The organism is Mycobacterium sp. Root135, from assembly GCF_001426545.1.
Lineage (GTDB): Bacteria > Actinomycetota > Actinomycetes > Mycobacteriales > Mycobacteriaceae > Mycobacterium.
This window is the reverse complement of the sequence record NZ_LMEZ01000001.1, coordinates 472,558-498,781: the sequence shown is the minus strand read 5'-3', so window position 1 is coordinate 498,781 and position 26,224 is coordinate 472,558. Positions and strand designations below refer to the sequence as shown.

The 26,224-nt window shown below is 64.3% G+C and carries 27 protein-coding genes and 1 pseudogene; 17 read left to right on the top strand and 11 right to left on the bottom strand.

Annotated elements, in window-relative coordinates; translation table 11 throughout:
• A complete protein-coding gene (locus ASD37_RS02485; RefSeq protein WP_235567955.1) occupies positions 1 to 762 on the bottom strand; it encodes a hemolysin III family protein in 762 nt (253 codons plus the stop codon).
• Positions 759 to 968 carry a hypothetical protein gene (locus tag ASD37_RS02480; RefSeq protein ID WP_056547579.1) on the bottom strand — a complete coding sequence of 70 codons (210 nt, stop codon included), beginning with the start codon at positions 966 to 968 and terminating at the stop codon, positions 759 to 761. Before ASD37_RS02480 ends, ASD37_RS02485 begins: the two co-directional genes overlap by 4 nt.
• 79 nt (positions 969 to 1,047) lie before the next feature.
• Here ASD37_RS02480 and ASD37_RS02475 point away from each other — a divergent pair, with 79 nt between their 5' ends.
• Positions 1,048 to 1,845 (top strand): SDR family NAD(P)-dependent oxidoreductase, encoded by a 798-nt coding sequence (locus ASD37_RS02475; RefSeq protein ID WP_056547576.1) that lies wholly within the window; start codon positions 1,048 to 1,050, stop codon positions 1,843 to 1,845.
• Positions 1,846 to 1,938: 93 nt separating this feature from the next.
• Positions 1,939 to 2,415 carry a DUF1772 domain-containing protein gene (locus tag ASD37_RS02470; RefSeq protein WP_056547561.1) on the top strand — a complete coding sequence of 159 codons (477 nt, stop codon included), beginning with the start codon at positions 1,939 to 1,941 and terminating at the stop codon, positions 2,413 to 2,415.
• Here the strand turns inward: ASD37_RS02470 and ASD37_RS02465 are convergent.
• Positions 2,412 to 3,272, bottom strand: coding sequence for a 1-acyl-sn-glycerol-3-phosphate acyltransferase (locus ASD37_RS02465; protein WP_082569986.1), 861 nt, complete (start codon positions 3,270 to 3,272; stop codon positions 2,412 to 2,414). The two genes, ASD37_RS02470 and ASD37_RS02465, sit on opposite strands and share 4 nt — an antisense overlap.
• Before the next feature lie 625 nt (positions 3,273 to 3,897).
• Here ASD37_RS02465 and ASD37_RS02460 point away from each other — a divergent pair.
• Positions 3,898 to 4,458, top strand: a complete 561-nt coding sequence (locus ASD37_RS02460; RefSeq protein ID WP_056547558.1) for a dihydrofolate reductase family protein — start codon at positions 3,898 to 3,900, stop codon at positions 4,456 to 4,458.
• A 13-nt stretch (positions 4,459 to 4,471) separates the two neighbouring features.
• On the opposite strand, the gene ASD37_RS02455 is transcribed toward ASD37_RS02460, so the two are convergent.
• Both ASD37_RS02455 and ASD37_RS02450 read right to left on the bottom strand, forming a co-directional pair.
• The gene (locus tag ASD37_RS02455; RefSeq protein WP_056547555.1) at positions 4,472 to 4,669 is read right to left on the bottom strand and encodes a hypothetical protein; all 198 of its coding nucleotides are present in this window, start codon (positions 4,667 to 4,669) and stop codon (positions 4,472 to 4,474) included.
• Positions 4,670 to 4,729: 60 nt separating this feature from the next.
• Positions 4,730 to 5,398: a TetR/AcrR family transcriptional regulator gene (locus tag ASD37_RS02450; protein WP_370072456.1), complete on the bottom strand. Its 669-nt coding sequence runs from the start codon at positions 5,396 to 5,398 to the stop codon at positions 4,730 to 4,732.
• Between the two features lie 341 nt (positions 5,399 to 5,739).
• On the opposite strand from ASD37_RS02450, the gene ASD37_RS02445 reads away from it, so the two are divergent.
• The 3 genes and pseudogenes from ASD37_RS02445 to ASD37_RS32655 form a co-directional block, all read left to right on the top strand.
• Positions 5,740 to 6,372, top strand: coding sequence for an MSMEG_1061 family FMN-dependent PPOX-type flavoprotein (locus tag ASD37_RS02445; protein WP_056547548.1), 633 nt, complete (start codon positions 5,740 to 5,742; stop codon positions 6,370 to 6,372).
• A gap of 17 nt (positions 6,373 to 6,389) precedes the next feature.
• Positions 6,390 to 7,304, top strand: coding sequence for a PDR/VanB family oxidoreductase (locus tag ASD37_RS02440; RefSeq protein ID WP_056547545.1), 915 nt, complete (start codon positions 6,390 to 6,392; stop codon positions 7,302 to 7,304).
• A gap of 38 nt (positions 7,305 to 7,342) precedes the next feature.
• A pseudogene (locus tag ASD37_RS32655) lies at positions 7,343 to 7,615 on the top strand (oxidoreductase); the annotation flags it as partial.
• A 506-nt stretch (positions 7,616 to 8,121) separates the two neighbouring features.
• On the opposite strand, the gene ASD37_RS02430 reads toward ASD37_RS32655, so the two are convergent.
• Positions 8,122 to 9,105, bottom strand: coding sequence for a LysR family transcriptional regulator (locus ASD37_RS02430; protein ID WP_082569909.1), 984 nt, complete (start codon positions 9,103 to 9,105; stop codon positions 8,122 to 8,124).
• 456 nt (positions 9,106 to 9,561) lie between these two features.
• Here ASD37_RS02430 and ASD37_RS02425 point away from each other — a divergent pair, with 456 nt between their 5' ends.
• The 4 genes from ASD37_RS02425 to ASD37_RS02410 all read left to right on the top strand — a co-directional run bounded on the left by ASD37_RS02425 (position 9,562) and on the right by ASD37_RS02410 (position 13,548).
• Positions 9,562 to 10,971: an amidase gene (locus tag ASD37_RS02425; protein ID WP_056547539.1), complete on the top strand. Its 1,410-nt coding sequence runs from the start codon at positions 9,562 to 9,564 to the stop codon at positions 10,969 to 10,971.
• A 101-nt stretch (positions 10,972 to 11,072) separates the two neighbouring features.
• Positions 11,073 to 11,747 carry an NAD(P)H-binding protein gene (locus ASD37_RS02420; protein ID WP_056547535.1) on the top strand — a complete coding sequence of 225 codons (675 nt, stop codon included), beginning with the start codon at positions 11,073 to 11,075 and terminating at the stop codon, positions 11,745 to 11,747.
• Positions 11,748 to 11,800: 53 nt separating this feature from the next.
• A complete protein-coding gene (locus ASD37_RS02415; RefSeq protein WP_056547530.1) occupies positions 11,801 to 12,736 on the top strand; it encodes a haloalkane dehalogenase in 936 nt (311 codons plus the stop codon).
• Between the two features lie 5 nt (positions 12,737 to 12,741).
• Positions 12,742 to 13,548: a helix-turn-helix transcriptional regulator gene (locus ASD37_RS02410; protein ID WP_056547527.1), complete on the top strand. Its 807-nt coding sequence runs from the start codon at positions 12,742 to 12,744 to the stop codon at positions 13,546 to 13,548.
• A 14-nt stretch (positions 13,549 to 13,562) separates the two neighbouring features.
• On the opposite strand, the gene ASD37_RS02405 is transcribed toward ASD37_RS02410, so the two are convergent.
• Entirely contained in the window at positions 13,563 to 15,017 is a 1,455-nt protein-coding gene (locus ASD37_RS02405) for an amidase (protein WP_235567954.1), read from the bottom strand.
• Positions 15,018 to 15,047: 30 nt separating this feature from the next.
• A complete protein-coding gene (locus tag ASD37_RS02400) occupies positions 15,048 to 15,488 on the bottom strand; it encodes a tautomerase family protein (RefSeq protein WP_056547524.1) in 441 nt (146 codons plus the stop codon).
• A 447-nt stretch (positions 15,489 to 15,935) separates the two neighbouring features.
• On the opposite strand from ASD37_RS02400, the gene ASD37_RS02395 reads away from it, so the two are divergent.
• Positions 15,936 to 16,595 (top strand): TetR/AcrR family transcriptional regulator, encoded by a 660-nt coding sequence (locus tag ASD37_RS02395; protein WP_056547521.1) that lies wholly within the window; start codon positions 15,936 to 15,938, stop codon positions 16,593 to 16,595.
• 77 nt (positions 16,596 to 16,672) lie between these two features.
• Here the strand turns inward: ASD37_RS02395 and allB are convergent, their stop codons facing one another.
• Complete coding sequence (allB, locus tag ASD37_RS02390) at positions 16,673 to 18,040, bottom strand: allantoinase AllB (RefSeq protein ID WP_056547517.1); 1,368 nt, start codon at positions 18,038 to 18,040, stop codon at positions 16,673 to 16,675.
• 222 nt (positions 18,041 to 18,262) lie between these two features.
• On the opposite strand from allB, the gene ASD37_RS02385 reads away from it, so the two are divergent.
• Both ASD37_RS02385 and ASD37_RS02380 read left to right on the top strand, forming a co-directional pair.
• Entirely contained in the window at positions 18,263 to 19,768 is a 1,506-nt protein-coding gene (locus tag ASD37_RS02385) for an NCS1 family nucleobase:cation symporter-1 (protein WP_056547514.1), read from the top strand.
• A gap of 11 nt (positions 19,769 to 19,779) precedes the next feature.
• Complete coding sequence (locus ASD37_RS02380; RefSeq protein ID WP_056549692.1) at positions 19,780 to 20,502, top strand: aspartate/glutamate racemase family protein; 723 nt, start codon at positions 19,780 to 19,782, stop codon at positions 20,500 to 20,502.
• A gap of 9 nt (positions 20,503 to 20,511) precedes the next feature.
• On the opposite strand, the gene ASD37_RS02375 is transcribed toward ASD37_RS02380, so the two are convergent.
• Entirely contained in the window at positions 20,512 to 21,327 is an 816-nt protein-coding gene (locus tag ASD37_RS02375) for a bifunctional allantoicase/(S)-ureidoglycine aminohydrolase (RefSeq protein WP_056547510.1), read from the bottom strand.
• A gap of 8 nt (positions 21,328 to 21,335) precedes the next feature.
• On the bottom strand, positions 21,336 to 22,613 hold the full coding sequence (locus ASD37_RS02370; RefSeq protein WP_056547507.1) for an aldolase/citrate lyase family protein: 1,278 nt from the start codon (positions 22,611 to 22,613) through the stop codon (positions 21,336 to 21,338).
• A 161-nt stretch (positions 22,614 to 22,774) separates the two neighbouring features.
• On the opposite strand from ASD37_RS02370, the gene ASD37_RS02365 reads away from it, so the two are divergent.
• From ASD37_RS02365 to ASD37_RS02350, 4 genes are all read left to right on the top strand, one after another.
• On the top strand, positions 22,775 to 23,536 hold the full coding sequence (locus tag ASD37_RS02365) for an IclR family transcriptional regulator (protein ID WP_056547492.1): 762 nt from the start codon (positions 22,775 to 22,777) through the stop codon (positions 23,534 to 23,536).
• A gap of 209 nt (positions 23,537 to 23,745) precedes the next feature.
• The gene (locus ASD37_RS02360) at positions 23,746 to 24,249 is read left to right on the top strand and encodes a nuclear transport factor 2 family protein (protein ID WP_056547489.1); all 504 of its coding nucleotides are present in this window, start codon (positions 23,746 to 23,748) and stop codon (positions 24,247 to 24,249) included.
• A gap of 102 nt (positions 24,250 to 24,351) precedes the next feature.
• Positions 24,352 to 25,422 (top strand): dihydrodipicolinate reductase, encoded by a 1,071-nt coding sequence (locus ASD37_RS02355; RefSeq protein WP_056547486.1) that lies wholly within the window; start codon positions 24,352 to 24,354, stop codon positions 25,420 to 25,422.
• A complete protein-coding gene (locus ASD37_RS02350) occupies positions 25,419 to 26,222 on the top strand; it encodes a glucose 1-dehydrogenase (protein ID WP_056547483.1) in 804 nt (267 codons plus the stop codon). The genes ASD37_RS02355 and ASD37_RS02350 overlap by 4 nt, the downstream gene beginning before the upstream one ends.
• Positions 26,223 to 26,224 lie beyond the last annotated feature (2 nt).

Below are 26,224 nucleotides of genomic sequence, written 5' to 3'. Positions count from 1 at the left end.
CTACAGGACGACCAGCCAGATCGCGATGTAGTGGCAGGCTGCACCCGCCGCCGTGAAGGCGTGGAAGAACTCGTGATAGCCGAACGTCTTCGGCCACGGGTTCGGCCACCGCACGCCGTAGAGGATCGCGCCGATGTTGTAGAGCGCGGCACCGGCACAGAGCAGGACGACGACGGCCAGGCCCGCACCGTCGAGCAGGACGCCCGCGAACCAGATCGCGGTGTAGCCAAGGAGTAGGTAGAGCGGCACGCCGACCCAGCGGGGTGCCGACGGCCAGAACATCTTCAACGCGACACCGGCGGCGGCGCCCGAGTAGACGATGGTGAGCACCAGCTTGGCCGTGTCCGGCGGCATGGCGAGCAGCGCCAGCGGGGTGTAGCTGCCCGCGATGAAGAGGAAGATCATCGAGTGGTCGGCGCGCTTCATCCACTTGAGCGCGGCCGGGCTGGTCCACTTGACGCGGTGGTAGACCGCGCTGACGCTGAACATCCCGACGATCGAGGCCGAGTAGACGAGGGTGGCCAGACCCGCATTGGGTCGCCCGACGAGCCAGGCTGCCGGCACCAGCGCGGCGCCGGCGACGATCGCAACTGCCGCACACACGAGGTGGATCGCGCCGCGGGCACTCGGGGGAGTGTGCAGGATCTCGGTGACCGTGTCGGCGAGAACCTGGGGGAGGTCGTCGTCACCCCGCAGGATCTCCGGGATGTCGTCGTCGGCCACGGGCGCTTGCTTGGCGGATCCGGTCATCGTGCCGCTCATGTGGTCACCGATCTGTGCTCGTTCAGGACATCTTTGCTGTCGTGGTAGAGCCGTCGCCAATCGGCGGTGGCCGCCGCTGCACACGGTCGGGCCTGGCGTCGAGAGTACAGAAGGTCGGCGGTCATGATCGCCAGCAAGCGGCCTGCTCGGATCACGATGCGATGAACAGTTGGCGCCTTCGCCGTGATGAAGAGTGCGGCGCCCATGACCGGCAAAGTGGTCCCGCTCACTCTTTGCTTGAGTAATTATGTCGCCTAAGGAAGTACCGGCGAGACGGGACGGGTGATGAGCAGATTCGAGGGCAAGGGCGTACTGGTGACCGGGGCCGCCTCGGGGATCGGCAGGGCCACGGTCGAGCGGCTACTGGACGAGGGCGCTCACGTGGTGGGCGTCGACCTCGACCCCGAGGCGTCGGCGGGTGAGGTCGGACGCGGCACGTACCAAACCGTCGACGTTCTCGACGCCGCCGCGGTCGGTGCCGCGATCGCCACCGTTGTCGCCGTGGCTGGCCGCCTCGACGGCGTGGTTCACGCAGCGGGCGTCGCAGGCGGCGGTCCGGTGCACGTGCTTCCCGACGAAGAATGGGACCGGGTGATCGGCGTCAACCTCAAGGGCACCTTCGTCGTGACCCGCGCGGCTCTGACCCAGATGGTCCTTCAGGAGCGGGTCGACGGGGAGCGCGGCGCCGTCGTGACCCTGGCAAGCATCGAAGGACTGGAGGGCACGGCGGGTGGCAGCGCCTACAACGCCTCCAAGGGGGGTGTCGTGCTGCTCACCAAGAACGTCGCCATCGACTACGGGCCCAGCGGTATCCGGGCCAACGTGATCTGCCCGGGCTTCATCCAAACTCCGATGTTCGACTCGGTGATGGGCATGCCCGGATTCGAAGGGCCCCGGGAGTCCCTGCGCCACGAGCACAAGCTGCGTCGCTTTGGACGCGCCGACGAGATCGCTTCCGTCGCAGCATTTTTGCTGTCTGCCGACGCCAGCTTCGTCAGCGGTCAGGCGATCGCAGTGGACGGCGGTTACACCGCCGGCCGGGACCACGGCGTCACCGAGTTGATGGGGCTGGGGGAGGAGTAGGCGCGACCCCTCGGGGACCCGATTCTTGTAGCGTCGCTATAGTTGCTAGCGTCGCTATTGACATGGCGTCGAGCCGTGGTTAGCGTCGCTAGCATGGATGTGGACTACGCGACCCAGGCCGCGGCACTGATCGGGATACTTGCCACCGCGGTGGTGTACGGCACCGACGTCTTTTGCGCGATGGTGCTGCGACCGGCGCTCGCGAAGGTCGACGACCACGCGCTGGTCGCGGTCATGGGCAACGTGCACCGCTACGGCGACCGGCGGATGCCCGTGCCCGGAGTCCTCGGCGTCGTGGCCACCGCGGCGGCTGGGGTGCTGGCCGTCGTCGACGCGCAGTGGTTTCGGGTCGCCGCGTCCGGTGTTGCGCTGTTCCTGTTGGTGGTGTGGCTCGTCGTCTACGCCCGGGTGAGCGCGCCGGTCAACCGACAGCTGACGGCGGCCGCAGACGAAGGCCGAAGACTGCCGAATGGACGTGCGCTGCAAGCGAAGTGGGATCGCGTCATCGTCGCCCGCGCGACGCTCCAAGGGGTGGCAGTGGCCGCGCTGTGCGTGGTGTTGGCGATCTAGCCGATCAGCGGGATCCGGTTGGAGGTCATGTCCGTCAGCGCATTCTGCATCGCCGTCTCGACCCGTACTGCGAAGTCGGCGGCGTCCTCACCGTCGGTCGGCGGCATCGCCGGAAGCACCCGCGTGACGAGTTTGGTGGGCAGCGGCAGGTAGGGCAGCATGCCGACGGCGCCGATGCTGAGGCCCCACGGCAACGAGATGCTGACCGGCGCCGACTTGACCCGCAGCAGTTTGTCGAGGCGGATCGCCCTCGCCAACCGTTCCCCGCTGGAGATGACGAACAGTGACTCGCCGGCGCCTGCGGTGACGATCGGAACGATGGGGACACCGGCGTCGATTGCCAAGCGGGCGAAACCACTGCGCCCGCCGAACTTGACCTGGTTGCGCTCATCCCAAGCCTTCGCGGCGTCGAGGTCGCCCCCGGGGAACACGGCGACGTGCTCGCCTCGTTCGAACGCCTCCTCCGCGGATTGTGTGCTCGCCGGTCGCGCTCCGAGCGGCTCGATCAGGCGGCCGACCCCCAGTGTCCAGGCCACCTGATGGGTCAAGATGGTCACGTCGCGATCCAGCTTCAACTCTTCGAACGTGGCGCCGACGGCGAAGACGTTGAGGTCGAAGATTCCACCGAACCCGTGATTGGCCACGAACAGCACCGGGTCGCTCAAGGTTCCGACGTCGGCGGTGACCTCGAGGCGGTTGTAGCGACGGACGAATTCGATGGCAAGCTGGCGGAATGCGAAGGCGGCGCCGCTGATCAGGTCGGGGGACGACTCCTCGGCGCCTTCCTCGATGGCCGCCAGCAGTGCGTCGGCCAGGTTCTCGACGTCGCCGTGTTCGGGTGATCCTTGCTCTGGCATGGCGCCTTTCGATGGGATTCGACCGTCCCGTCGATGATGCCGTACCCGTGGCGTGACCGAGGTCAAGATGCAGTTCTGTGCGATGGGCCGAACCGGTCGGCGAGCGACGGGGGATCGGCGTCGCCGACGGCTCATCCCTGGGGGTCGGGCCCCACCCGGTCTGGAACTCGTTATCGCCGGCGATATCACTCGAGCAGTGATATCGCCGGTGATAGAGACTTCGAGAACGGGTCCCCGCCCAGAATCGCGGCCGCCGTCGGTGTCGATACCGTGAAACTCGTACACCGCGTCGAGCGATCCGACCCGCCGAATCGGCTGACACCCAAGGACCTGGTCAGCACGCAGTTGACCGTCGCCAGGTAGGTCAAGGTGTGCGGATGCCCGTCCAGGACGGTGACGTCCGGCTTGTCGGCGAGCCGCGGGATCCACGGGGATCGCCGCGAGTTTCTGCCGAACCGGCCGAGTGGACAGCCTCAGATAGGACAACGTGCCGTCGGAGCGCTTCGAGCACCCTGATCGGCGGCATGCCCGTCGAACACGCCTGGCAGTCGGTGCAACTGCTCACCGATGAGGTTCTCCCTGCATTTTCGCGATGAGTTTGGCGCCTCGGTGCAGTCTGCTCTGAGTGGGAAAACTCATCTACGGCTTCAACGTGTCGGTGGACGGCTACATCGCCGACGCGCGAGGCAACATCGACTGGTCCGATCCCAGCGAAGAATTGCATCAGTACTGGAACGACTTCGAGCGCGAGACCGCTCTGTCGTTCTACGGCCGGCGGCTCTACGAGTTGATGGCCGCATACTGGCCGACCGCCGACGAGATCCCGGACGCCGGTCCGCTGATCGTCGACTTCGCGCAGATCTGGCGGGACATGCCCAAGGTCGTATTCTCGCGCACCCTTGAGTCCGTCGACTGGAACTCCCGGCTGGAACATGGGGATCCGGTCGAGGTGGTGACGAAGCTGAAGGCCGAGATCGACGGCACGCTGGAGGTGGCCGGTGCGAACCTGGCCGCACCGATCGTTCAGGCCGGACTGGTTGACGAGTTTCGAATCGTGGTCGCACCCGTTGCCATCGGTGGCGGTACGCCGTTCTTCCCGACACTGCCGTCGTGGATCTCGTTGCGAATGTTGGAGAATCGCACCTTCCCCGGGGGCACGGTCCTGCTGCGGTACGAGGCGAAGTGATCCACGGACGAACTCAGGGGCACATGACGGCGAACGGCGGGTACGGATTCGGCCGGATGTCCTCGACCATCCAGTAGAGCGTCGGGGCGCCGTCGCGAACCGACTGGTAGTGCCAGAAGTGGCAGCTGTTCGCCTCGAAGGGCAATGGGTTGTCCGACTGCGGGATTGGGTCGCCGGGACACCACTCGTAGTTGCTCCAGGACGCCGACACCGGCCATCAGGACCGCGCCGACCGTGCGCTTCGCGGAGCTACCGATCCCAAGATTGACGGCTATCGAACCGGCGGCTGCGGTACGCCGCTGGTCAGGTAGCGCGTCAGCATGGCGACCAACTCGTCTCTCAAGACCTCGGCGCCGAGTGTTCTCGGAGCAGCCATCGCCTGGTGAACCACGGACTCGATCGTGAGTACGGCAAGGCGGGCCGCGGCGTCTTTGTCGTCGACCGTAACCTCAGGCTGCGTCATCAGGAGTTCGCGCATCGATCGAATTGAGTCATGCTGTAACACAGACACTTTCGCCATGAGCTCGCGTGAACGGGGCGCCTGGTCCATGAGGATTCGAAGGAATTCTGGGTCTTGGCGGTGGTTGTCGATCGCCCTGGCGACGATGTCCTCCATGGCCGATTCGAGTGAGGTGAGCGTTCCGGCCTCGAGACGCTGCGCGGTGGCTGCGACACCGGCATCGAGGTGGCGGCCCGCGAGTTCCATCAATATCGCGTCTTTGTTGGGGTAGTACTGATACAGCGATCCGACCGAGATCCCGGCGCTCTCGGCGATTCGGTTCGTCGTTCCGCGAGCGTAGCCGTATCGGGTGAATACGTGCACCGCTGCTTCGAGGATCTGGTCGCGAGTGCGTTCGGACCTCTGCTGGCGCGGCTGCTTGCGTGGCTGCAATCGATGCTCGGCCGTCACTACTCCATCCTCCGCGCTGGAACGGCTCAGCCTAAACCCGCTCGCGACACAGTGGTTGCGATACACAACCCAACCGCGGGTGTCCTCGCGTCACGACTGAGGTGTCGCAATCGACGGAAAAGGCGAGCAAGCGTGACAGAACGAGCGACGAACGACGTACGGCGACGGGGTGTCGGCACCGAACGCGCAGAGAGCGGGCGTGCGACTACACAGGGCCCAACACTGCCCGAAAGCGAGTAGCGGAGGCACCATGAATGGAGCCATAATTTACCTCTAGCTGGGCATATGGCAATGGTCCGTCGTGGAGACGGAGCACTTCTACTCGCATTCCGCGTACTCATGAGTCGAGAGCAAGAGATGGAGGAGGTTCCGTGACTCACACGAAGGACCGATATCGGCAGGTGACCCTCCCGGAGATTCGGCGCGTACTCGGTGAACCCGACGGGATGGCGCAGGCGAAGATCTTCGATCACCTCGACGAACACCACCACCGGTTCATCGCGCACTCACCGCTCGCCATGATGGCGACCGCCGACGCGGCCGGCCGGGCCGATTGCAGTCCCCGCGGCGATTACCCGGGCTTCGTCAAGGTGCTGGACACGCGAACGCTGGCGATTCCGGACCGCCCGGGTAACAAGCTGGCTGATTCGTTCACCAATCTTGCCGAGAACGACGGGATAGGACTTCTCCTTGTCATTCCGGGCATGCGAGAGACGCTGCGCATCAACGGCCGTGGCTATGTCACCGATGAACCCAGCGTGCTGGTTCGGATGCGAACCGAAGCCAAACGACCCTCGCTGGCGATCATCGTCGACGTTGCCGAGGCCTATTTTCATTGCGGACGCGCCCTGATCCGCTCACGCGTGTGGGATCCCGCTAGCCAAGACCTCGCCAAACAGATGCCTTCCTTCGGCGAAATCATCGCCGCACAAATGAATCTCGATGTCCCAGGGGAAGCCATCACACATGACTTGGAGGAGCGTTCCTACCGGTCCTTGTACTGATCGAGGAATCAACGACCATGCAGCACACTGTTATCGAGCACATAGATTACATTGCCGACCGAGTGGTAAGTCTGACACTCAAGGGAGTCGCCGGCCCCCTCGCGCCGTGGGAGGCCGGCGCGCACGTTGACGTCGAATTGCCGAATTGGCTCACGCGGCAGTATTCGCTGTGCGGCGACCTCGACGATCAGGAGCACTACCGGATCGCCGTACGCCACGAATCCCTAAGCCGTGGCGGGTCTGAGTACGTCAACCTCTTCTTGCACCAGGGGCAACACCTGGATGTATCGCTGCCGCGCAACCACTTCGGCCTCGATCCAGCTCCGTCATACCTGTTTCTCGCGGGCGGGATTGGCGTCACGCCGATGTTGTCGATGATGCAGGCAGCCACCGCAGCCGGCGTTACGGCAACCCTGCTGTACGTAGGAAGGAACCGGGCGGCCATGCCATTTGCCACCGATCTCGTAGATCGCTACGGCGAAGGTGAGCAGGTCATCCTCGTCGAGACCGACCATGACCGGCGACCGGACTTCGTCGCGATCGCCGACGTCCTGGATTCACACACCTCCGTCTATTGCTGCGGACCTGAATCCATGGTGGTCGACGTCGAACACGCGTTCCCTGAGGGGATGACACACGTTGAACGGTTCCAGCCGGCAACAAGGACTTTCGCACCCAACGCGGATTTCCAGGTGCTCTGTGCGCATTCACAAAAGGCCGTTGACGTCGCTGCTGACACTTCGCTGCTGGATGCGTTGCTGCACGCGGGATACCCGCTCAGCGCCGGCTGCCGCGAAGGTGTGTGCGGTAGTTGCGAGGTGGGTGTGCTCGACGGGCAACCCGACCACCGGGATGACATTGGCGCACCAGAAGGACGCATGTATGCCTGCGTCTCACGGTCGTTGTCCCCGCGGCTCGTCCTGGATCTCTGACTGACCCACGGTCCAGCGGCGCCAAGAAAGGAAAAGCTATGGCACTCTTGCCCGCACGTCTGTCTGACTTCGCGGCAGACGTCCTGCTCACATCCGTAACGATCGACGACGTGACGGAATTGAGCCCCAGATTCGTGAAGGTCACCATGGGCGGCGAGGCGTTCGCTCACACCAAATGGACCCCACGCGACAAGCTGCAACTGCGCCCCCGACGCGGATCTCTCGCGATGCGCACCTACACACCGATCGGCTGGAATCTCGACGCGGGTACCACCGACCTAATCGCCTACCGCCACGGTGACGGCCCGGCCGTGCACTGGTTCGACAACGCGAGGGCCGGCGCTGACGCCGAAGTATTCGGCCCGAGCAGATCATTGGATCTCTCCGACACAGTCGCCGACACCATCTTCGTCGGAGACGAGACGAGCATCGGCTTGGCCTGCGCCCTGCACCACTTCAACCCCGAAGCCAAGTACCTGTACGAGGCGAGCGATCCCGCCGCAGTGTCCGCTGTGCTCGCCACGTTCGGAGCGAACGAGAATGCCGCCATCGTCGCCAAGTCCGCTAACCGACGCGAACTGCTGGAGGCCATCGCGCAGGCCGCTGAAGGCGTATCCGGCTCATCCTTCGACCTCGTCGTGACGGGGGATGCGGCGACCGTCAATGCCGTGCGCCGCAGCCTCAAGGCCCGACCAGATCTCACGCCCCGCATCAAAGCGCGCCTACTGGGCAGACGGCCGCACCGGACTGAGCTGACGAACACCGACGGGGTGAGTTCGGCAACCGACTCGAGCATCGGCTCCGCGGCCGCGTGTCCTCAGGTGGGCGGCAGCAGTTCGCCTTGCCTGCGGGCGGCTTCGGCGTGGATCGCGTCGCGGACTGCGCGAACTGTCGGATTCGTCAGGCTTTCGCGCCGAGCCGCCAGGGAGAAGACGAGCCGGACGTCTACCTCCTTGGGGAGGAGTCGGACCAAATCGGGATGCCGACCGGCCATGAAGGCTGGCAAGAGCCCTATCCCGCCGCCAGCGCGGGTGGCCTCCACGTGGGCAAAGATGTTGGTGGACATGAAGGATGCTGTCGCTCCAGGCAAGTGTCGCTCGAGATCAAGGTCGCCGACCTGAAGCAGCGAGTCGACGAAGAAGATGATGGGGTGGTTGCGTACCTCGTCCACCGAAGCCGGTGCACCATAGCGATCCACGTACTCTGCGGTGGCGTAGATTCCCATCGAGTAGGTGCTGATGGTTTCCGACACCAACCGGCTGTTGACGGTGGCGCCTACGGCGATCGCCACGTCAAATCCAGACTGCTGGAGGTTCATCTGCCTTGTGGCAGTGAGAAGTTCGACGGACAGATCCTTGTGGAGCATTCTGAGACGAGCCAACGCCGGCGCGACGATCAACGTGCCGAAGCCGTCGGGAGCAGTGACTCGAACTCTGCCTCTCAGCGTGCTGCCCGAATCCCCGACAGCAGCGTCGACGGCTTCCTGCAGGGTCTCCTCGATCGCACGGGCCCGGTCGGCGACCGCTCGTCCGATGTCGGTGAGCTCCCAGCCCACCGCGCCACGCTCGATCAGACGCACGTCGAGGGTCTTCTCCAAGGCGTGAATGCGACGGGAAACAGTGGTGTGGTCGACTCCCAGGTCCAATGCGGCGGAACGACGCGTGCCGGTTCGCGCGATCGCGCTGAGGTACCGAAAGTCGTCGGCCCGGACGTGGCGCAGATCGACTGCGCGCTTGGCATCCGATACCGCTGGCGCACTGATGGGGCGCCCCGGGTCCGACGAAGGTTCGTTCGCGGTCATGTTGGCGGACTTTAGTGCCACCCGGTGCTGGTCGACACACATTGCACATGGGGAGCAAGCACCGTGTCCGGGTGTGCAAAGTTGCGCCACCGTTGCGCCATGGTGGTCATTGACCGGGGCGGGCTGAAGGTCGCAGTCTCATGGGTAGCGAAACCACTTGACCTCGTCCCCGAATTCACTTCCGAACCCGAATCGCGTTGGACCGCTGAGCAGAAAGGACCTTGACGCTCTCGCGGTTAATGACAACACTGTATCCGATATGTTCAACCAGCTGCATGACATCCGACTCGCGGTGGCGAACGCAATGCTCCACTGCGCCCGGAGAGCATTCAGGAGTAATTCGTGCGAAACCTGTTATCAGCCAACGGGGTCTGGCGCTCCGTGACGGCTCCTTGAGCCCACGCACCGGCGGCACGACTCGTTCATCGACGACTCAAATATGGAAGAAGGCAACAGATGAGTTCCGAACTGTTCTATTTGGATGCGACGAAGCTCGCTGAACTGATCCGTATGCGTGAGGTGTCGCCGGTCGAGGTCGTGCAGGCCCACCTCGATCGGATTGACGCAGTCAATCCCAAGATCAACGCAATCGTGACCGTCGCCCCGGGCGCGCTGGCATCCGCGAAGACCGCCGAGGCAGCAATACTCGCCGGCGAGCAGCTCGGAGCCCTGCACGGTGTCCCCATCACCGTCAAGGATTCCATTGATACGGCCGGGATCCTCACACAGCGCGGTTCGCCAATCTTCAAGGGCCGCATGCCCGAGATCGATGCCACCAGCGTTGCGCGGATGAAGAGCGCGGGCGCCATCGTGCTGGCGAAGACCAACCTCCCCGAGTTCTCGTACTGGATCGAAAGTGACAACCTGCTCACCGGTCGAACGAACAACCCGTGGGATCTTGACCGAACCCCGGGAGGATCAAGCGGTGGAGAATCCGCGGCCGTAGCAGCGGGGCTGTCGCCACTGGGTCTGGGGACTGACCTGGCCATCTCGGTGCGCGGTCCGGCCGCACAGACCGGGATCACCTCGCTCAAACCCACCCATGGCCGCATCCCCATGACCGGGGTGTGGCCGCGGGTTCCACGCCGCAACTGGCACATCGGACCAATGGCCCGCAGTGTGCGTGACGTCGCGCTCGCCTATTCCCTGCTAACCGGGCCCGACGGGGAGGACGGCTTCGCCTCGAGCACTGTGCAATTCGACGCGGGCGTGGGTTCCTCACCGCAGCGTCCACTACGGGTCGGTTGGCTCGTCGAACCTGGCTTTGGCCCCATCAGTCCCGAGGTCGCCGCCACGGTGCAGGCAGCAGCCCAAGCACTCACCGACACCGGCAACATCGTCGAGCCGGTTCGCATCCCAGCACTGGAACGCGACTTCGCACTGGATGTCTTCAACAAGCTTCACGTCATGGAGATGAAGCCAGCATTCGCGGAAGCGGTGGCCGGTCATCCAGACAGCGAGATCTACACCATGGCCAGGACGATGCTTGGGCTTCCCGACACGTCCATGACCGACTACATCGAAGCCGAACAGGCCGCCGAACGGCTCAGGGATGGTTTCGCCGACTACTTCCAGCGGTACGACGCTCTCGTCATCCCCGCTCAGCCGCTCCCCGCACAGAAGCATGGCGTCACCGAATTCGTCATCAACGGTCAGACCGTGGACGCCACCTACCTTCAAGGCTCCACGGTGCCTCTGAACGTGACAGGTCTACCGGGGCTGACCATCCGATACGGCACCAGTGTCGATGGCATGCCGATCAACGTCCAGCTGGTCTCCAGCTGGCAAGCCGAATCCACCATCCTGCATCTGGCGGCACAACTGGAAACCGTGAGTCCAGTCCGGGATCTGCACCCCAGCATCTAAACCCCAGAGCACGGCACCGCCACCAGGACGACGTCTACACCGTTCAGACATTCTCGGACACTGTCGAATTCGAATCCCGACCACACCAACAGGAGTAGCTCGTGAAGATCTTCATCATCGGAATCACCGGCGGCGTAGGCAAGCTCGTAGGGCAGAAGCTACGCGAGCGCGGCGACGAGGTGTCCGGGCTCATTCGTCGTACCGAGCAAGAAGGCGAACTTGCCAATCTCGGCGCCCAGGGGAAGCTCGGTGACCTGACAACGATATCCCCGGAAGATCTTGCGAGTTTGATGGGCTCCACCGACAGCATCGTGTTCACCGCCGGAGCTGGAGGTGGCGACATGCAGACGACCACGGCGATCGACGGCGACGGCGTCGTCAAGGCGATCGCGGCTGCTGGTCTGGCAAAGGTGTCGCGCTTCGCCTTGGTGTCGGTCTTCCCAGAGGCGTGGCGCGAACGCGATGAGGGGGAGGGTTTCGAGCACTACATCCGGGTGAAGAAGCATGCCGACGTCGCGCTCTCCAGAAGCGATTTGGACTGGGTGATCTTACGTCCGGCGGCGCTCACCGACGAGGACGGACGAGGGACGGTAGTGCTCGGCCCGGCCGAGATACACGACGAAGTTGCCCGAGCCGATGTAGCCGACACCCTCGTCGAGATCCTGCACGAAGCACGCATCACCCAGCAGATCCTAGAACTCAACGCCGGAGACACACCGATCCGCGAAGCGGTCCTCCGCAACGTGCGGCGTCCGTCGGCGACGAGCAACGGGTAGCTGTGCCCGACTGAACGTTTCTCACCATCCAACTACCTCGAGGTGGAGCCACGATGATCGGCACTACGCCCTTTGCGCCATTGAAACACCGTGTCATCGCCGGAAAGACCATGGCCTACATCGACGAAGGTGAGGGGGATGCCATCGTCCTCCAACATGGCAACCCCACGTCGTCGTATTTGTGGCGAAATGTGATGCCACACTTGGCCGGTCACGGACGTCTCATTGCGTGCGATCTGATCGGGATGGGCGACTCCGACAAACTCGCCCCGTCCGGACCGGATCGATATCACTTTGCCGAACAACGACGCTATTTGTTCGAGCTCTGGGACGCACTGGAGCTGGGAGATCGGGTAGTCCTGGTGCTGCACGATTGGGGCTCGGCGCTTGGATTCGACTGGGCCAACCACAATCGAAGCCGCGTGCAAGGCATCGCCTACATGGAGTCAATCGTCACTCCGCTGCACTGGTCGGACTTCCCACCTGACGGTCGGCAACTGTTCCAAGGTTTCCGGTCCGCCGGGGGGGAGGAGTTGATCCTGCAGCAGAACGCATTCGTCGACGGCGTCCTACCTGGTTCTGTGCTGCGTGGCCTCAGCGACGCAGAGATGGGGCACTATCGGCGACCATTCCTGCATGCCGGCGAAGATCGTCGGCCAACGCTGTCGTGGCCCCGCGACCTGCCCATCGATGGGGAGCCCGCGAACGTGGTCGCGGTGGTAGCCGCGGACAGCCAATGGCTCGAACGGGCTGAGGTGCCCAAGCTGTTCGTCAACGCCGTCCCTGGCGCCATCATGAACGAGCGCGTTCGCGAATACGTGCGCACGTGGCCGAATCAGACCGAAATCACCGTGGCCGGATCGCATTACGTCCAAGAAGACAGTCCTCGCGAGATTGGCGGCGCCCTGGCCGAATTCGTGTCTCGGCTGCGCACACCCGACAAGCGCTCAGACGTGCCCGGCGAGAACACGCAGACTGAGCCAAGGTGACGAACATGGTCGACAAGACGCCGTCAACCGCCCGACGACGAGAACTGGGCGCGTTCTTGATGAGCCGGCGTGCTCGCGTGAAGCCACACGATGTGGGGCTGCCCGCAGGGCGACGCCGGACGCTGGGATTGCGACGTGAGGAGGTTGCGTTGCTCGCGGGTGTGAGTGTCAGCTGGTACACCTGGCTCGAACAGGGTCGCGACATCCGCGCCTCAGCTTCGGCACTTCGACGAATCTGCGAAGTACTGCACCTGGACAGAGCCGAGATCACTCACCTGTTCACGCTCGCTTCCGAATTGGCTCCTCCACAACCGCCCGACGAAGACATAACCGACGGCCTGGACTTGCTCGTGTCGGCGATCGATCCCGTGCCTGCGTACATTCGCAATGGTCGCTGGGACATTCTCGCGTGGAACGCCGCTTGCGAGGACATGTTCCCAACCATTTTCAGCTCGGCTGCATCGGACCAACGCAATGCACTTCGTCTCTTCTTTCTCGACGAGTCGTATAGACGCCGGATGGTCAACTGGGAAGCGACAATCCGAGGATTCATGGAGTCCTTCCGGATGGCACGATCCAGAGCAATCGACAAAGGGCCCTTCGACGAACTAGTCGACGACCTCTACGCCAACAGCGCCGAGTTCCGCGAGTGGTGGCCCCTACAGGATGTCAAGATCCTCACCGAAGGCGTCGAGTCCTTCAGACACCCCAAGCGTGGTCTGTTCGACGTGATGTATGTAATTCTCAACCCCGAGGGGCGCCCGGATCTCTCTCTCGTCACCTTGATCGCCAAGGAGGCGACGCCTGCTTAGGGCGCCTCTCCGTGTCAGCCTTCGATCGGAGGGCGACGATCGCCAAGTCCACCCTTGCGTTCGAGGAGCCCGCCGAGTCGCAGAGCCGTGGATTCGTCGATCCACCTCGACACGAGTTGAACACCAATCGGAAGCTCGTCGGAACTGAACCCGTAGGGCACCGAAAGTGCCGGCAAGCCAGTGAGATTGAAAACTGACGTTGCGTCCATGACGTGACTGGCGGGCACAGTGGTGCCGTTGACGGCAACTTCACCCAATCCGTGTGGCTGTGCGGTGAACGGAGTGACCGGGCAGAGGAGGAGGTCGAACTGACCGAAATAGCGTGCGAAGGCGGACCGAAGTGTCTCCATTCGCCTTCGCGCTGCCAGGACGTCGTCCAAGGTTGGCTCGTCGGTCTTGATGATGCCAATTCCGATGGGGGACAGCAGCTCTTCGTGACCCGCGGCCAAGGCCTTGAAATGGGGAACCAATTCGGCGTTGACGAGCGTCATGAGTGTGGTGAGGGCGTCTGCCTCTCGGATGAAGGGCACCGCGACTCGCTCCACGCTGCAGCCGAGATCTGCCAATCGCGCAGCGGCGTCGGCGACGGCAGCGGAGATCTCGGCGTCGACCGGCTCGAACGCGTCCTCGGAGACCCAACCGACCCGGATGCTTTGTCCGGGGATGCGTGCACAGGCCGCGTTCGTGAGTCTGTCGTGAACGGCGTAGCCGTCGCGGCCGTCGGGCCCGCTGAGGATGTGATAGCCCAACGCGACGTCACGCACCGTGCGTGCCATCGGGCCGACGTGCCACCAGGCAGAGGTTGCCGTCGGGTAGTGACCGGTGAACGGAATTCGGCCGTGAGTCGCCTTGAGAGCGGTGACGCCGGTGAGGGAGGCGGGGCCTCGCACCGAGATCGCGACGTCGCTTCCGATGCCGATCGGCGACATTCCCGCGGCGAGCGCCGCCGCCTCACCACCGGAGGAACCACCCGGGGTCCGGTCCAAGCGCCAAGGATTGTTGGTGCGGCCGGTGACGAGATTGTCGGTCTCAAACCACGAGGAGAACTCGGGCAGATTGGTCTTGGCAATCGGGATGCCGCCCGCGGACTTGAAGCGCGCGACCGCAGTAGCGTCGAAGTCGGGGATGAAGTCGGCGAACAGCTTGCTACCGCGCTGGGTGCGGAGGCCGGCGGTGTCGAGGGCGTCCTTGACGGTGAACGGAACCCCGTGCAACGGACCGATTTCACTACCGTCGGCGACGGCCCGGTCGGCATCGTCGGCATCGCGCAGTGCAGCGTCGGCCCGCAACGTGACGATTGCGTTGATCTTCGGGTTGACTTCCTCGATGCGATCCAAGTAGGCCTGAACGACGTCACGGGAGGAGATGAACCCACCCGCGATCTGCTCGGCAAGAGCCGTCGCGTCCCGGTAGTGCAATGGGACGGAGTCCAGACTGGTGGGCCGCTTGCTCACGTTGGCGTTGGTCACCGATGCTCCTGGCGGTCTCGTGGGGGTTCCCTATTCGGCAATGGTTCTCAGCCGCTCTTGCAGCTCACGTGGAAGCTGCTCGAACCACCGGTCTTCCTGCCCAGGATTGGGCAACGGCCGTCCGTACTCTGCAATGTTGGGACCGGGCACGTCGTTGAGATAGACCCAAACATGTTCGGCAACAACGCCCGTGATGTCGCCGACCTCTGCAACGATCTGCCGAAGCAATTCCGCCTTCGTTTCCTCTGTGCGCCCGGCGCGGATGTCGGCGCGAATCCACACGTGTTCGGCGGTGACCGGTTTACCTCCTATGAACAACGAGTCCGGATCGAGCTCGGTGAAGATGACCTGCACGAAGTACCGCGGCCCGGCGGCAACGTCGTAGTGAATGCGCGTGAGCGCGGCCGCGATTCGTGCGCGAGCCTCCGTCGCCACTACTCCGGTCTTGGACCAGCACGTATAGGTCGGCACGTTTCCTCCATGTCGTCGGCGCTCCGTGGCCACATCCGAAGCTCGGCCATTACTCGCTCAAACTAGCGGCCGTTACGTTGCGGTCATCTGTGAACCACCTTCGAAGTCGGTACTGCGCGACTGGAGTTAGATGGGCTCCTCGTCGCTGGAGGCAACCAAGAGGTCGTCGATCGAAATGGTGTTTTCGTACATGCCCAGTCGACGTCTGGGGCGTCTTTCATCCTCGGACTCACAGCGTAGGAGCTGCCGGGGCGCGAGACCATGGTCAATTCGCATCCTAGGATGATTAATCCCTGGAAGGTCAACACTATTCACCGAGCATCGTCTGAGCCGAGGCGACCCGCAGAAAGTCGCGACCGCAATGATCGACCTCGTGGACTCCGGTGCTGGCGCTGACAGATGCGTGGATGACGGAGAGTTGCCGTCACGAGTGGGCATACTCTAGCCATGGCTACGCCTTCCCGGTCCCGCGGTCGTCCTCCGGTACCGCTGGACCGGATCATCGCCACCGCCACAGCGATCCTCGACGAGCAGGGCGCCAAGGGACTCTCGATGCGAACTCTGGCGCAACGTTTGGACTCCGGGACTGCCACCCTGTACCGGCACTTCTCCGGCCGCCCGGAGTTGATCGCCCGCGTCGTCGACGCAGTCGTCGGTGAGGCGCACGTCGATGACGCAGAACTGCAAGGGCGTGATTGGCGGGAGGCCTGCGAGACGATTCTTCGCCGCATGTTCGACGTCCTTTGCCGTCACCCGGAAGTTGCACACTTCATGGTCGGTAACGTGCCGCTGCGCGGACCGAACATGATCGCGCTCCGGGAGCAGACCCTCGGGCTGTTCTTGAACTCGGGCTTCACCGCACCGCAGGCAATCCTGGCCTGGTCGACCTTGGCGCGCTATGTGCTGGGCTTCGCCGTCCAGCTCACCTCGCCCTACAACGGGGAAGCCCCAGCCCAAGTGTGGGCGTCGATTGACCTTGATCAACTTCCCGCTTCGCGAGCGGTCCACGACTTGTCCCCGGCGTCGCTGGAGAGCGAGTTCGCCTTCGGACTGGAACTGCTCATCGAGGGATTGGACCGCCGTGTCAACGGCCAGGGCGCGGGCTGACCGCGACTACCGGTAGACGACGGGCAGGCGTGTCTGTCACTGGTCGCCGGTATGGGGTTGCAGCGAAGGGAGACGCGCTACACGCCGCCGCGGCGCAGCATCCGGCCCTGCGCGGTCTTGAAGTCAATCTTCTTGCCACGCAACCAGGTACTGGTCACGACACCGGCGAGGGCACGCCCGTCGTATGGGCTGATTGGGTTCTTGTGGTGCAGCTTGTGCACGTCGACGACCTGTGCGGACTCGGGCTCGAAGATCGCGAAGTCGGCGTCGTAGCCCAGCGCAATCTTGCCCTTGTTGTTCAAGCCGGCGAGCTCGGCGGGCTTGGCCGCCATCCACTCGAGCACCTGCGTGAGCTTCACCCCGCGACGCTTGGCTTCGGTCCAAATCAACGACAGACCGAGCTGCAACGACGCGACACCGCCCCATGCGACACCGAAGTCGCCGTTCTCGACGTCCTTCAGGTCAATCGTCGACGGTGAGTGGTCGGAGACGATGCAGTCGATGGTGCCGTCGAGCAGGCCCTGCCACAGGAGTTCCCGATTCGACGCCTCACGGATCGGCGGGCAGCACTTGAACGCGGTCGCCCCGTTGGGAATCTCCTCGGCGAGCAGCGTCAGGTAGTGCGGACACGTCTCGACGGAGATCCTGACGCCGTCGCGCTTGGCGGTCGCGATCATCGGAAGAGCGTCCGACGACGACAGGTGCAGAATGTGCGCACGGGCACCGGTCCATCGAGCGCGCTCGATGACCTCGGCAATCGCCACGTTCTCGGCGCCGCGCGGCCGCGACGCGAGGAAGCGTTCATATCGGTCACCCTCGGCCGAGGGGGCGTGGTCGATGGCACGTGAGTCCTCGGCGTGCACGATCATCATGGAGTCGAAACCGGCCAGCACGGCCATGTCCTTTTCCATCTCGTCGGCGTCGAGGTGCGGGAATTCGTCGACGCCCGAATGCAGCAGGAAACACTTGAAGCCGAACACGCCGTCGTCGTGCAGTCCGCGCAGATCGTCGGTGTTGCCGGGGATCGCGCCGCCCCAGAAACCGACGTCGACGTGTGTCTTGCCCGATGCGGCCGCGCGCTTGGCGTTGAGTGCGTCGACGTTGACCGTCGGCGGAATCGAGTTGAGCGGCATGTCGATCAGCGTGGTCACACCGCCGGCCGCTGCTGCACGGGTAGCGGAGTCGAACCCTTCCCATTCGGTGCGGCCAGGCTCGTTGACGTGCACGTGCGTGTCGACCAGGCCGGGGATCATCACCTGCTCGTCGGTGAGTTCGACGATCTCCGTTCCGGTGAGGCCACTTCCGAGCGGCTCGATCGCGACGACGCGCCCGTCACGAATGCCGATCTCGCGGGCGACGATTCCCGCCGTCGTCAGCATGCGTTCGCCTCGGACCACCAGGTCGAAATCGGATTCGTTCGACCGCTCCAGGGCGTCGGTGGTCATCGGCAACACTCCGTCACTACGAGTAATTCCTCATGGTGGAACTTTGATTCCACGTCTCGGACGACTCTAGGTGTGAGCGCTGACACAGTCAATCACGCGAAAACCTTGACAGCCGGAGCCCGGATGCGACTAACTTGTCGAATCTGTGGAACACAACTTCCACACAGTGGAATATCTGCGGCGGCGCTGAGCGTCGTCGCTCCGACCGTGACAGGCGTATCCATGAGCACAGAGTCCACCGGTCTCATCGGCGATTCCGGCAGCAACCACGCAACCCCGTCCTCCGACGTGAGTCCCTCCTTGTACAACGCCGAACTGGCGCCAACGAAGCGCGAAGGTCGACGGTGGAGCGCGTACAACATCTTCACCCTGTGGGCGAACGACGTTCACAGCCTGGGCAACTACTCGTTCGCCATCGGACTGTTCGCCCTCGGCCTCGGTGGGTGGCAGATCCTGCTGGCGCTCGGACTTGGCGGCGTCTTCCTGTTCTTGCTGCTGAGCCTGTCCGGGTTCATGGGGGAGAAGACCGGCGTCCCGTTCCCGGTGATGAGCCGCATTTCGTTCGGCACCCGCGGCGCCCAGATCCCCGGCCTCATCCGCGGAGCGATCGCGATCGCCTGGTTCGGCATCCAGACCTACCTCGCGTCGGTGGTCCTGCGCATCCTGATCATCGCGCTCGCGCCGTCGGCGGAGGCACTCGACTCGAACAGCATCCTGGGGTTGTCGACGCTTGGCTGGATCTCGTTCGTCGCGCTGTGGGTCATCCAGGTGATCATCGTCAGCTACGGCATGGAGATGATCCGCAGGTACGAGGCATTCGCGGGTCCGGTCATCCTGTTCACGATGATCGCGCTCGCAATCTGGATGCTCAGCAAAGCTGACTGGACCATCGCGTGGACGACGCCCGACTCGCTGACCGGCGTCGACATGTGGTTGCAGATCATCGGCGGCGCCAGCCTGTGGGTCGCGATCTACGGCACGTTCGTCCTCAACTTCTGCGACTTCACCCGCAACGCGACGTCGAAGCGGGCCATCGTGAAGGGCAACTTCTGGGGCATCCCGCTGAACATGCTGGTATTCGGCGCCATCGTCATCACGCTTGCCGGCGCACAGTTTCGGATCGACGGACGCATCATCGAAGCACCCGCCGACATCGTGCAGGAGGTGCCGAACACCTTGCTGTTGGTACTCGCCGCGCTCGCGCTGCTGATCCTGACCGTCGCGGTGAACCTGATGGCGAACTTCGTCGCCCCGATCTATGCGCTCAACAACCTGTTCCCGAAGCAACTGAACTTCCGTCGCGCAGCACTCATCTCGGCCGTCATCGGCCTGGTGATCCTCCCGTGGAACCTGTACAACTCGCCGGCCGTCATCAACTACTTCCTCGGTGGCCTCGGCGCCATTCTCGGTCCGCTATTCGGCATCATCATGGCCGACTACTGGCTGGTGCGTCGTTCCAACATCAACGTTCCGGCCCTGTTCACGACCGACGTGAACGGCGAATACCAGTACGCTAACGGCGTCAACGTGCGGGCCGTGGTCGCCCTCGTCATCACGGCGGTCGCGGCTCTCCTGATGGCGTTCGTCCCGGCGTTCAAGGTCGTCTCGGAGTTCTCCTGGTTCATCGGCGCAGGACTCGGTGCGATCGTGTACCTGGTGGTCGCCGACCGCCGAGGACCGTTCAACGACGTCTCCGGTGAGCGCATCGCCGTAGCCAGCACACACTAGTGAGGACCGCCATGAGAATCCTCGTCGCCAACGTGAACACGACCACTTCGATGACCGATGCGATCGCCGAGTCGGCGCGTGGTGTCGCGTCGCCGGGCACCGAAATCGTCGGCATCACACCGCGATTCGGCGCCGAATCCTGCGAGGGAAACTTCGAGAGCTACCTCGCGGCAATCGCCGTCATGGACGCGATCACCTCGTACCCCGAGCCGTTCGACGCCGTCATCCAGGCCGGCTACGGTGAGCACGGTCGGGAGGGTCTGCAGGAGTTGCTCGACGTTCCGGTGGTCGACATCACCGAGGCAGCGGCGTCGACGGCGATGTATCTCGGACACAAGTATTCGGTCGTCACCACCCTCGACCGCACCGTCCCGCTGATCGAAGACCGTCTCAGGCTCGCGGGACTCGACGCTCGGTGCGCGTCGGTGCGGGCGTCCGGCCTCGGTGTGCTCGAACTCGAGTCGGATCCGGACCGTGCGGTCGAGGCGATCGTCCGCCAGGCGCGAGAGGCAGTCGAGAACGATCACGCCGAAGTCATCTGTCTCGGCTGCGGCGGCATGGCCGAACTCGAGGAGAGGGTGAGGGCCGCGACCGGCGTCCCGATCGTCGACGGAGTTCGTGCGGCGGTCACCATCGCCGAAGGGCTGGTCCGGATGGGCCTGTCCACGTCGAAGGTGCGTACCTACGCGACCCCGCGTACAAAGAAGGTCATCGGCTGGCCAATCCAGTTGTAGGACAACGCCTCAGAGCAGGATCTGACGGTTGACGTCCTTGTACAACAGGTAGCGGAAGTTCGACGGGCCGCCCGCGTAGCACGCCTGCGGGCAGAAGGCGCGCAGCGACAGGAAGTCGCCTGCCTGCACCTCCACCCAGTCCCCGTTGAGGTGGTAGACCGCCTTGCCTTCGAGCATCAGCAGGCCGTGTTCCATCACGTGCGTCTCGGCGAACGGAATGGTCCCGCCAGGCTCGAACGTCACGATGTTGACGTGCATGTCGTACCCGAGGTCCAGCGGGTCGAGCATGCGCGTCGTGCGCCATTTGCCGTCGGTCCCTGGCATGGCCGACGGCTCGATGTCCTGTTCGTTGCCGAACGTGACCGACACCGGGTGGCCCTCGATGGCCTCGTAGCGCTTGCGAATCCAGACGAACGTCGCGTCGGCGTCGCCGTCGTTGCGGGCCGACCAGTCGGTGCCCGCCGGAAGGTGCGCGAAGCCACCCTCGGCGAGCACCTGCGACTGGCCTGCCGCGTCGACGGTGAGCGCACCGGACGTCACGAACAGAAAGCTCTGCACCTCGGGTTGCGGCTCGGGTCGCTGCGCCCCGCCGCCTGGCTTGACCTCCACGATCGCCTGGTAGTAGGTCGTCGCACCACCGGCGACCGGGCGGTTGACGATCCATGCTCGCGTATCGGTCCACTCCGGGAGCACCGAGGTGACGATGTCGGAGAGGACGCCGCGCGGGATGACGGTGTAGGCCTCGGTGACGATGGCGCGGTCGGTCAGCAGATCGGTCTGCGGGGGCAGTCCGCCGCGGGGCGTGTAGTACGACGCTTCGGTCATTGGGGGGGTCACTGAGTGCTCCTGGGTGGGCGGCCGAGCGCGATGTCGCTCACGGTGGGCATGGGGAGATCGGTGGCTGACTCGATCTCGTCGACGCTGAGGGCACCGCACACGCTGCCGCGATGGATCACGTTGGCGAGTGCGCGGGCGGTGGCCGGCTCGTCCATGATGGCCGAGTCGAGCTGCTGGACATAGTTGCGCAGGCGCGTCGCGGCGGGCGCGAAGGCACCCCGGTAGAACGCGTAGGTCGCCAGGTATCGGGTGACGAGTTGGGCGGGGTGCATGTCCCAGCCCTGGTAGATGCCGCGTTCCAGGTGGCGACGGACGAGGCGCGCGTGCAGCTTCCACGCCATGGCGACGTTGTCGGGGTCTCCGATCGGAAGGATGTTGGTCGAGCCGTCGGACAGGTGCACGCCGGTGCCTGCCACGGCGAGCTGCATGACGTTCTTGGCGTGGTCTGCCGCAGGGTGCTCCATCGACTGGTAGGCGGCGGCGATGCCGAGGGACGCCGAGTAGTCGTAGGCCCCGTAGTGCAGCGAGCTGACGCGGCCCTGGCCGGCGTGGACGTATTGAGCAACGGCTGCACGGCCGTCGGCGCCCAGGATCGCTTGCGGTGTCTCGACCTGCACTTCGAAGCGGATGCGGCCGGTTGGCAGCGCGTTCGCCGCTTCCAGGGCACTCGCGACGGTGACCATCGCCTCGACCTGGTCGACGGACGTCACCTTTGGGAGAGTCAGGGTGAGGCCGTCGGGGAGGCCGCCGGATTCGACCAGTCCGCTGACGAACATGTCGAGAGTGCGCAGTCCGCGCGCCCGGGTCCCAGCCTCGAAGCACTTGAAGCGGGTGCCGACGAACGGCGTCGAGGTACCCGCGTCGAGCGCGATCCGCAGTGCGGCGATGGCCCGTGCGACGTCGGCGTCCTCGGTCGCGTCGTCGAACGCGCCGTAACCGTCCTCGAAGTCGATCCGGAGGTCCTCGATCGGCTCGGTGGTCAGCTTGTTCTCGACGAGTGCGGCGAGAGTCCCGGGTTCGCAGTCGGTTCCGTTGGTCGCACCGACCAGAACGGCCACTGCGTCCAGGCCGCCCGCGTCCTTCGCGGCTGCGAGAGCGGCGGATCCCCAGTCGGCGGGCATCGTCTCGGAGTACCGGTTGCCAGGGACGTAGACGGTGTGGACCGGCTGCCGACGGCCGTCGTCGCCGGGGTACTGGGTCGCCAGTGCGGCGTCGGCGACCGCGAGGCGTCGGTCGACGGCGGACAGCACCGCATCGTCGAGGCGTCGCGTCACAGGTGTCCCCTTCGTGAGACCAAATTCCACATTGTGGAGTTTAGCCCGATAGTCGCTGCACTGGCAGTAAGTATCGTCCAACTGCCCGAAAGATTCCGTATTGCGGAAGTTATTTTGGGCGTGTTGGATGGAACGACAATCGTCGGCCGAAAGCGGATCACATGGCGGAGAAGATGGGCGGCGTGCAGTCGGTGGAGCGCGCGTTCGAGTTGATGGAACTGATCGGACGCGCGGGAGGGGAGTGCTCTCTGACGGAGTTGTCAGCGGAGTCTCCGTTGCCGCCACCGACGATCCACCGCCTCTTGCGCACATTGGTCGGACTCGGCTACGTGCGCCAACTACCCAATCGCCGATACGCCCTGGGGCCCAGGCTGATTCGGCTCGGCGAGGTTGCCAACCGTCAACTGGGCGCGGTGGCCGGTCCGGTACTGCAGTCGCTGGTCGACGATCTATCGGAGACGGCGAGCCTCGCGGTGCTCGACGGTGACATGGTGATCTACACCGGACAGGTTCTGCCGTCGAAGCTGACGCGGGCGAACAACGAAGTCGGCAAACGAGTCGGTCTGCACACCACGGGTGTGGGCAAGGCCGTGTTGGGCGAACTGGACGACGCCCGCATTCTCAAACTCGTTACGCAGTCCGGACTTCCGGCACCGACCCAAAAGAGTGCGTCGACGCTTTCGGCGGTGTTCGCGAACGTCGAGCGCGTGCGCGCCGACGGCTATGCGATCGGCGACGAAGAATTCGAGATCGGTGTTCGCTCAGTCGCGATGGCCGTACCGGGCGCTCCGACTCCGATGGCGATCGGCATTTCCGGCGCCTCGACTCACTTCAACAAGGACTTGATCGCTCGCGCCGTTCCCGCACTGAAGAAGGCAACCAGTGTGATGTCCGAAGCGTTGATCGGGGCGAGAGAGCAGTAAATCTTTGCGACCCGGCCACGTCAATGACCGGAATCAGCTAGTCACATGACTCAGTCTTTTATCTTGATAGTGACTGTCACGACGGGTACGTTCTCATAGTGGGCATCACCGACGGGCAGGTCCACTTGCCCACCACTGCCTGGTGATCGCAACGGCGAAGCAGCCTCAGAGGCAATGACGCTCGCTGAGACGGCCGAAGGAGACACTGGATGGCAGAGCTCAACGAACGCGAAGCCGAAGCGTTGGAGTCTTATCACCGATACGTCGCACAGCGCGAACGGTGCGTGGCGGGAGCAGCACCGTGGTCGACGATCGGCCAATGGTTCACCGAGGACGCGGTGTTCGTCGACCCTGCCTGGGGTCGGGTGCAAGGACGCGACGTCATCACTCAGTACCTCGATCACTCGATGGCCGGATTCGAGGGGTGGAGCTTCCCGGAGAAGTGGACGATGGTCGACGGCGACCGCGTCGTCACCTACTGGTGGAATCGCTTGCCGGGAACCCGCGCGGACGGTTCCCACTATCAAGCCCCAGCGTTCTCCCTGCTCCACTACGCGGGCGACGGCTTGTTCGACTACGAGCTGGATCTCATGAACATCGCCGAAGTGGGTGAGCTGATAGCCGAGTCCGGCTGGGTTCCAGGTGCCGGGATGTCGGCCCCGGGACCCCACCCCGACCGAAACATCACGCCACCGCGTCTTGAATCACCTTGAGCACCATCGGTGGCGGATGCCTCGATCACGCCGTTGACCACCGGGCGGAGTGGCAGTAACTCCAATCTTGACAGTCACTCTCAATCGCGGCTTGAATGAATCATGGCGATTCGAGTGGTGCAGTGGGCGACGGGCGGCGTGGGAAAGGCGGCGATCGAGGGGGTGTTGGCGCACCCCGACCTCGAGTTGGTCGGCGCATGGGTGCATTCGGCCGGGAAGCACGGGAAGGACGTCGGCGAAATCATCGGCCTAGACCCGATCGGAGTGGCCGCGACGACCAGCATGGACGACATCCTCGCCCTCGATGCTGACTGCGTGGTCTACAGCCCGCTGCTTCCGAATGAGGACGAGGTGGTCGCACTCCTTCGGTCGGGCAAGAACGTCGTCACACCCGTCGGATGGGTCTACCCCGATCTGGACAACTGCAAGGCCATCCTCGACGCCTGCGCCGAGGGCGGAAGTACGTTGCACGGCACAGGAATTCACCCCGGTGGCATCACCGAGCGGTTCCCGCTCATGGTGTCGGCGCTGACCGCGGGTGTCACCCACGTGCGCTCGGAGGAGTTCAGCGACATCCGCACGTACAACGCGCCCGACGTCGTGCGCCACATCATGGGGTTCGGCGTGACGCCAGAAGCCGCCATGGCCGGACCGATCGTCGGCCTGCTGGCCGCGGGCTTCAAGGCGTCGGTTCGCATGATCGTGACGGAGATGGGTTTCGATGTCGATCCCGATCTCGAGACGGTGCAGGAAGTCGCCGTCGCCACCCAGCCGATCGATACGCCAGTCGGCGTCATCGAGCCAGGCCAGGTCGCGGCTCGAAAGTTCCACTGGCGGGCGCTCGTCGACGGGACGCCAGTCGTCACCGCAAGCGTCAACTGGTTCATGGGGGAGGAGCACTTCGACCCCGCGTGGAGTTTCGGTCCCGAGGGGGAGCGGTTCGAGGTCGAGATCAGCGGTGAACCCGACGTGAAGCTCACGTTCAAGGGGTTACAGCCCGACACCATCGAGGAGGGGCTGGTTCGCAATCCCGGCATCGTGGTCACGGCAAACCACTGCGTCAGCGCAATCCCGTACGTCGTCAACGCCGAACCCGGCATCAAGACCTACCTGGACCTGCCGCTGTTGGCCGGCCGCGCAGCGCCGCAATTCGGACTGGGCCGGACGAAGTGATCCTCGACGACTTCCGACTCGAAGGGCGCGTCGCGGTCGTCACCGGAGCCGGTCAGGGCATCGGTCGCGGGATTGCGCTCGGGCTGGCCGAGGCGGGAGCCACTGTCGTCGTCGGCGCGCGGACCAAGGCCGATCTCGACGACGTGGTCGCTCACGTCGAGCACGCCGGGGGTAGTGCTCTCGCAGTGGTCACGGACGTACTCGTGGAAGATCAGCGGCGCCGGCTCATCGCCTCTGCGGTCGAGCATTTCGGCCGTTTGGACGTGCTCGTGAACAATGCGGGCGGCTCGGGTCCACGGCCCGCGATGGAGACCTCGGAGCGGTTCTTCGACATGGCGTTGAAGTTCAACGTCACCGCACCGTTCCTCATGAGCCAGCTCGCCGCTCAAGCGATGGTGGACACCGCGGGCAGCGGTTCGATCGTCAACATCTCCTCGCGGTCATCTGACATGGTGCTGAGCTCGTTCGTCGCGTATGGAGCGGGCAAGGCCGCGCTCAATCAGATGACGCGCAACCTTGCGGGTGAGTTCGCTCCATTGGTCCGGGTGAACGGGATTGTCGTCGGTGGCGTTGCGACCCAGGGTCTGGAGGTCGTTCTCACCAACGACGAGTTGCGCGCCCAGTTCGAGGCCAACACCCCGATGGGCCGACCAGGAACGCCGAGGGACATCGCCTGTGCCGCGCTCTACTTGGCGTCGCCAGCATCCTCTTGGGTCACCGGCAAGCTGCTTCACGTCGACGGCGGCTGCGAGCAACCCGCGATGGACGTCCCCGTGCCTCGGTTACGCGCGAACCGCTGACG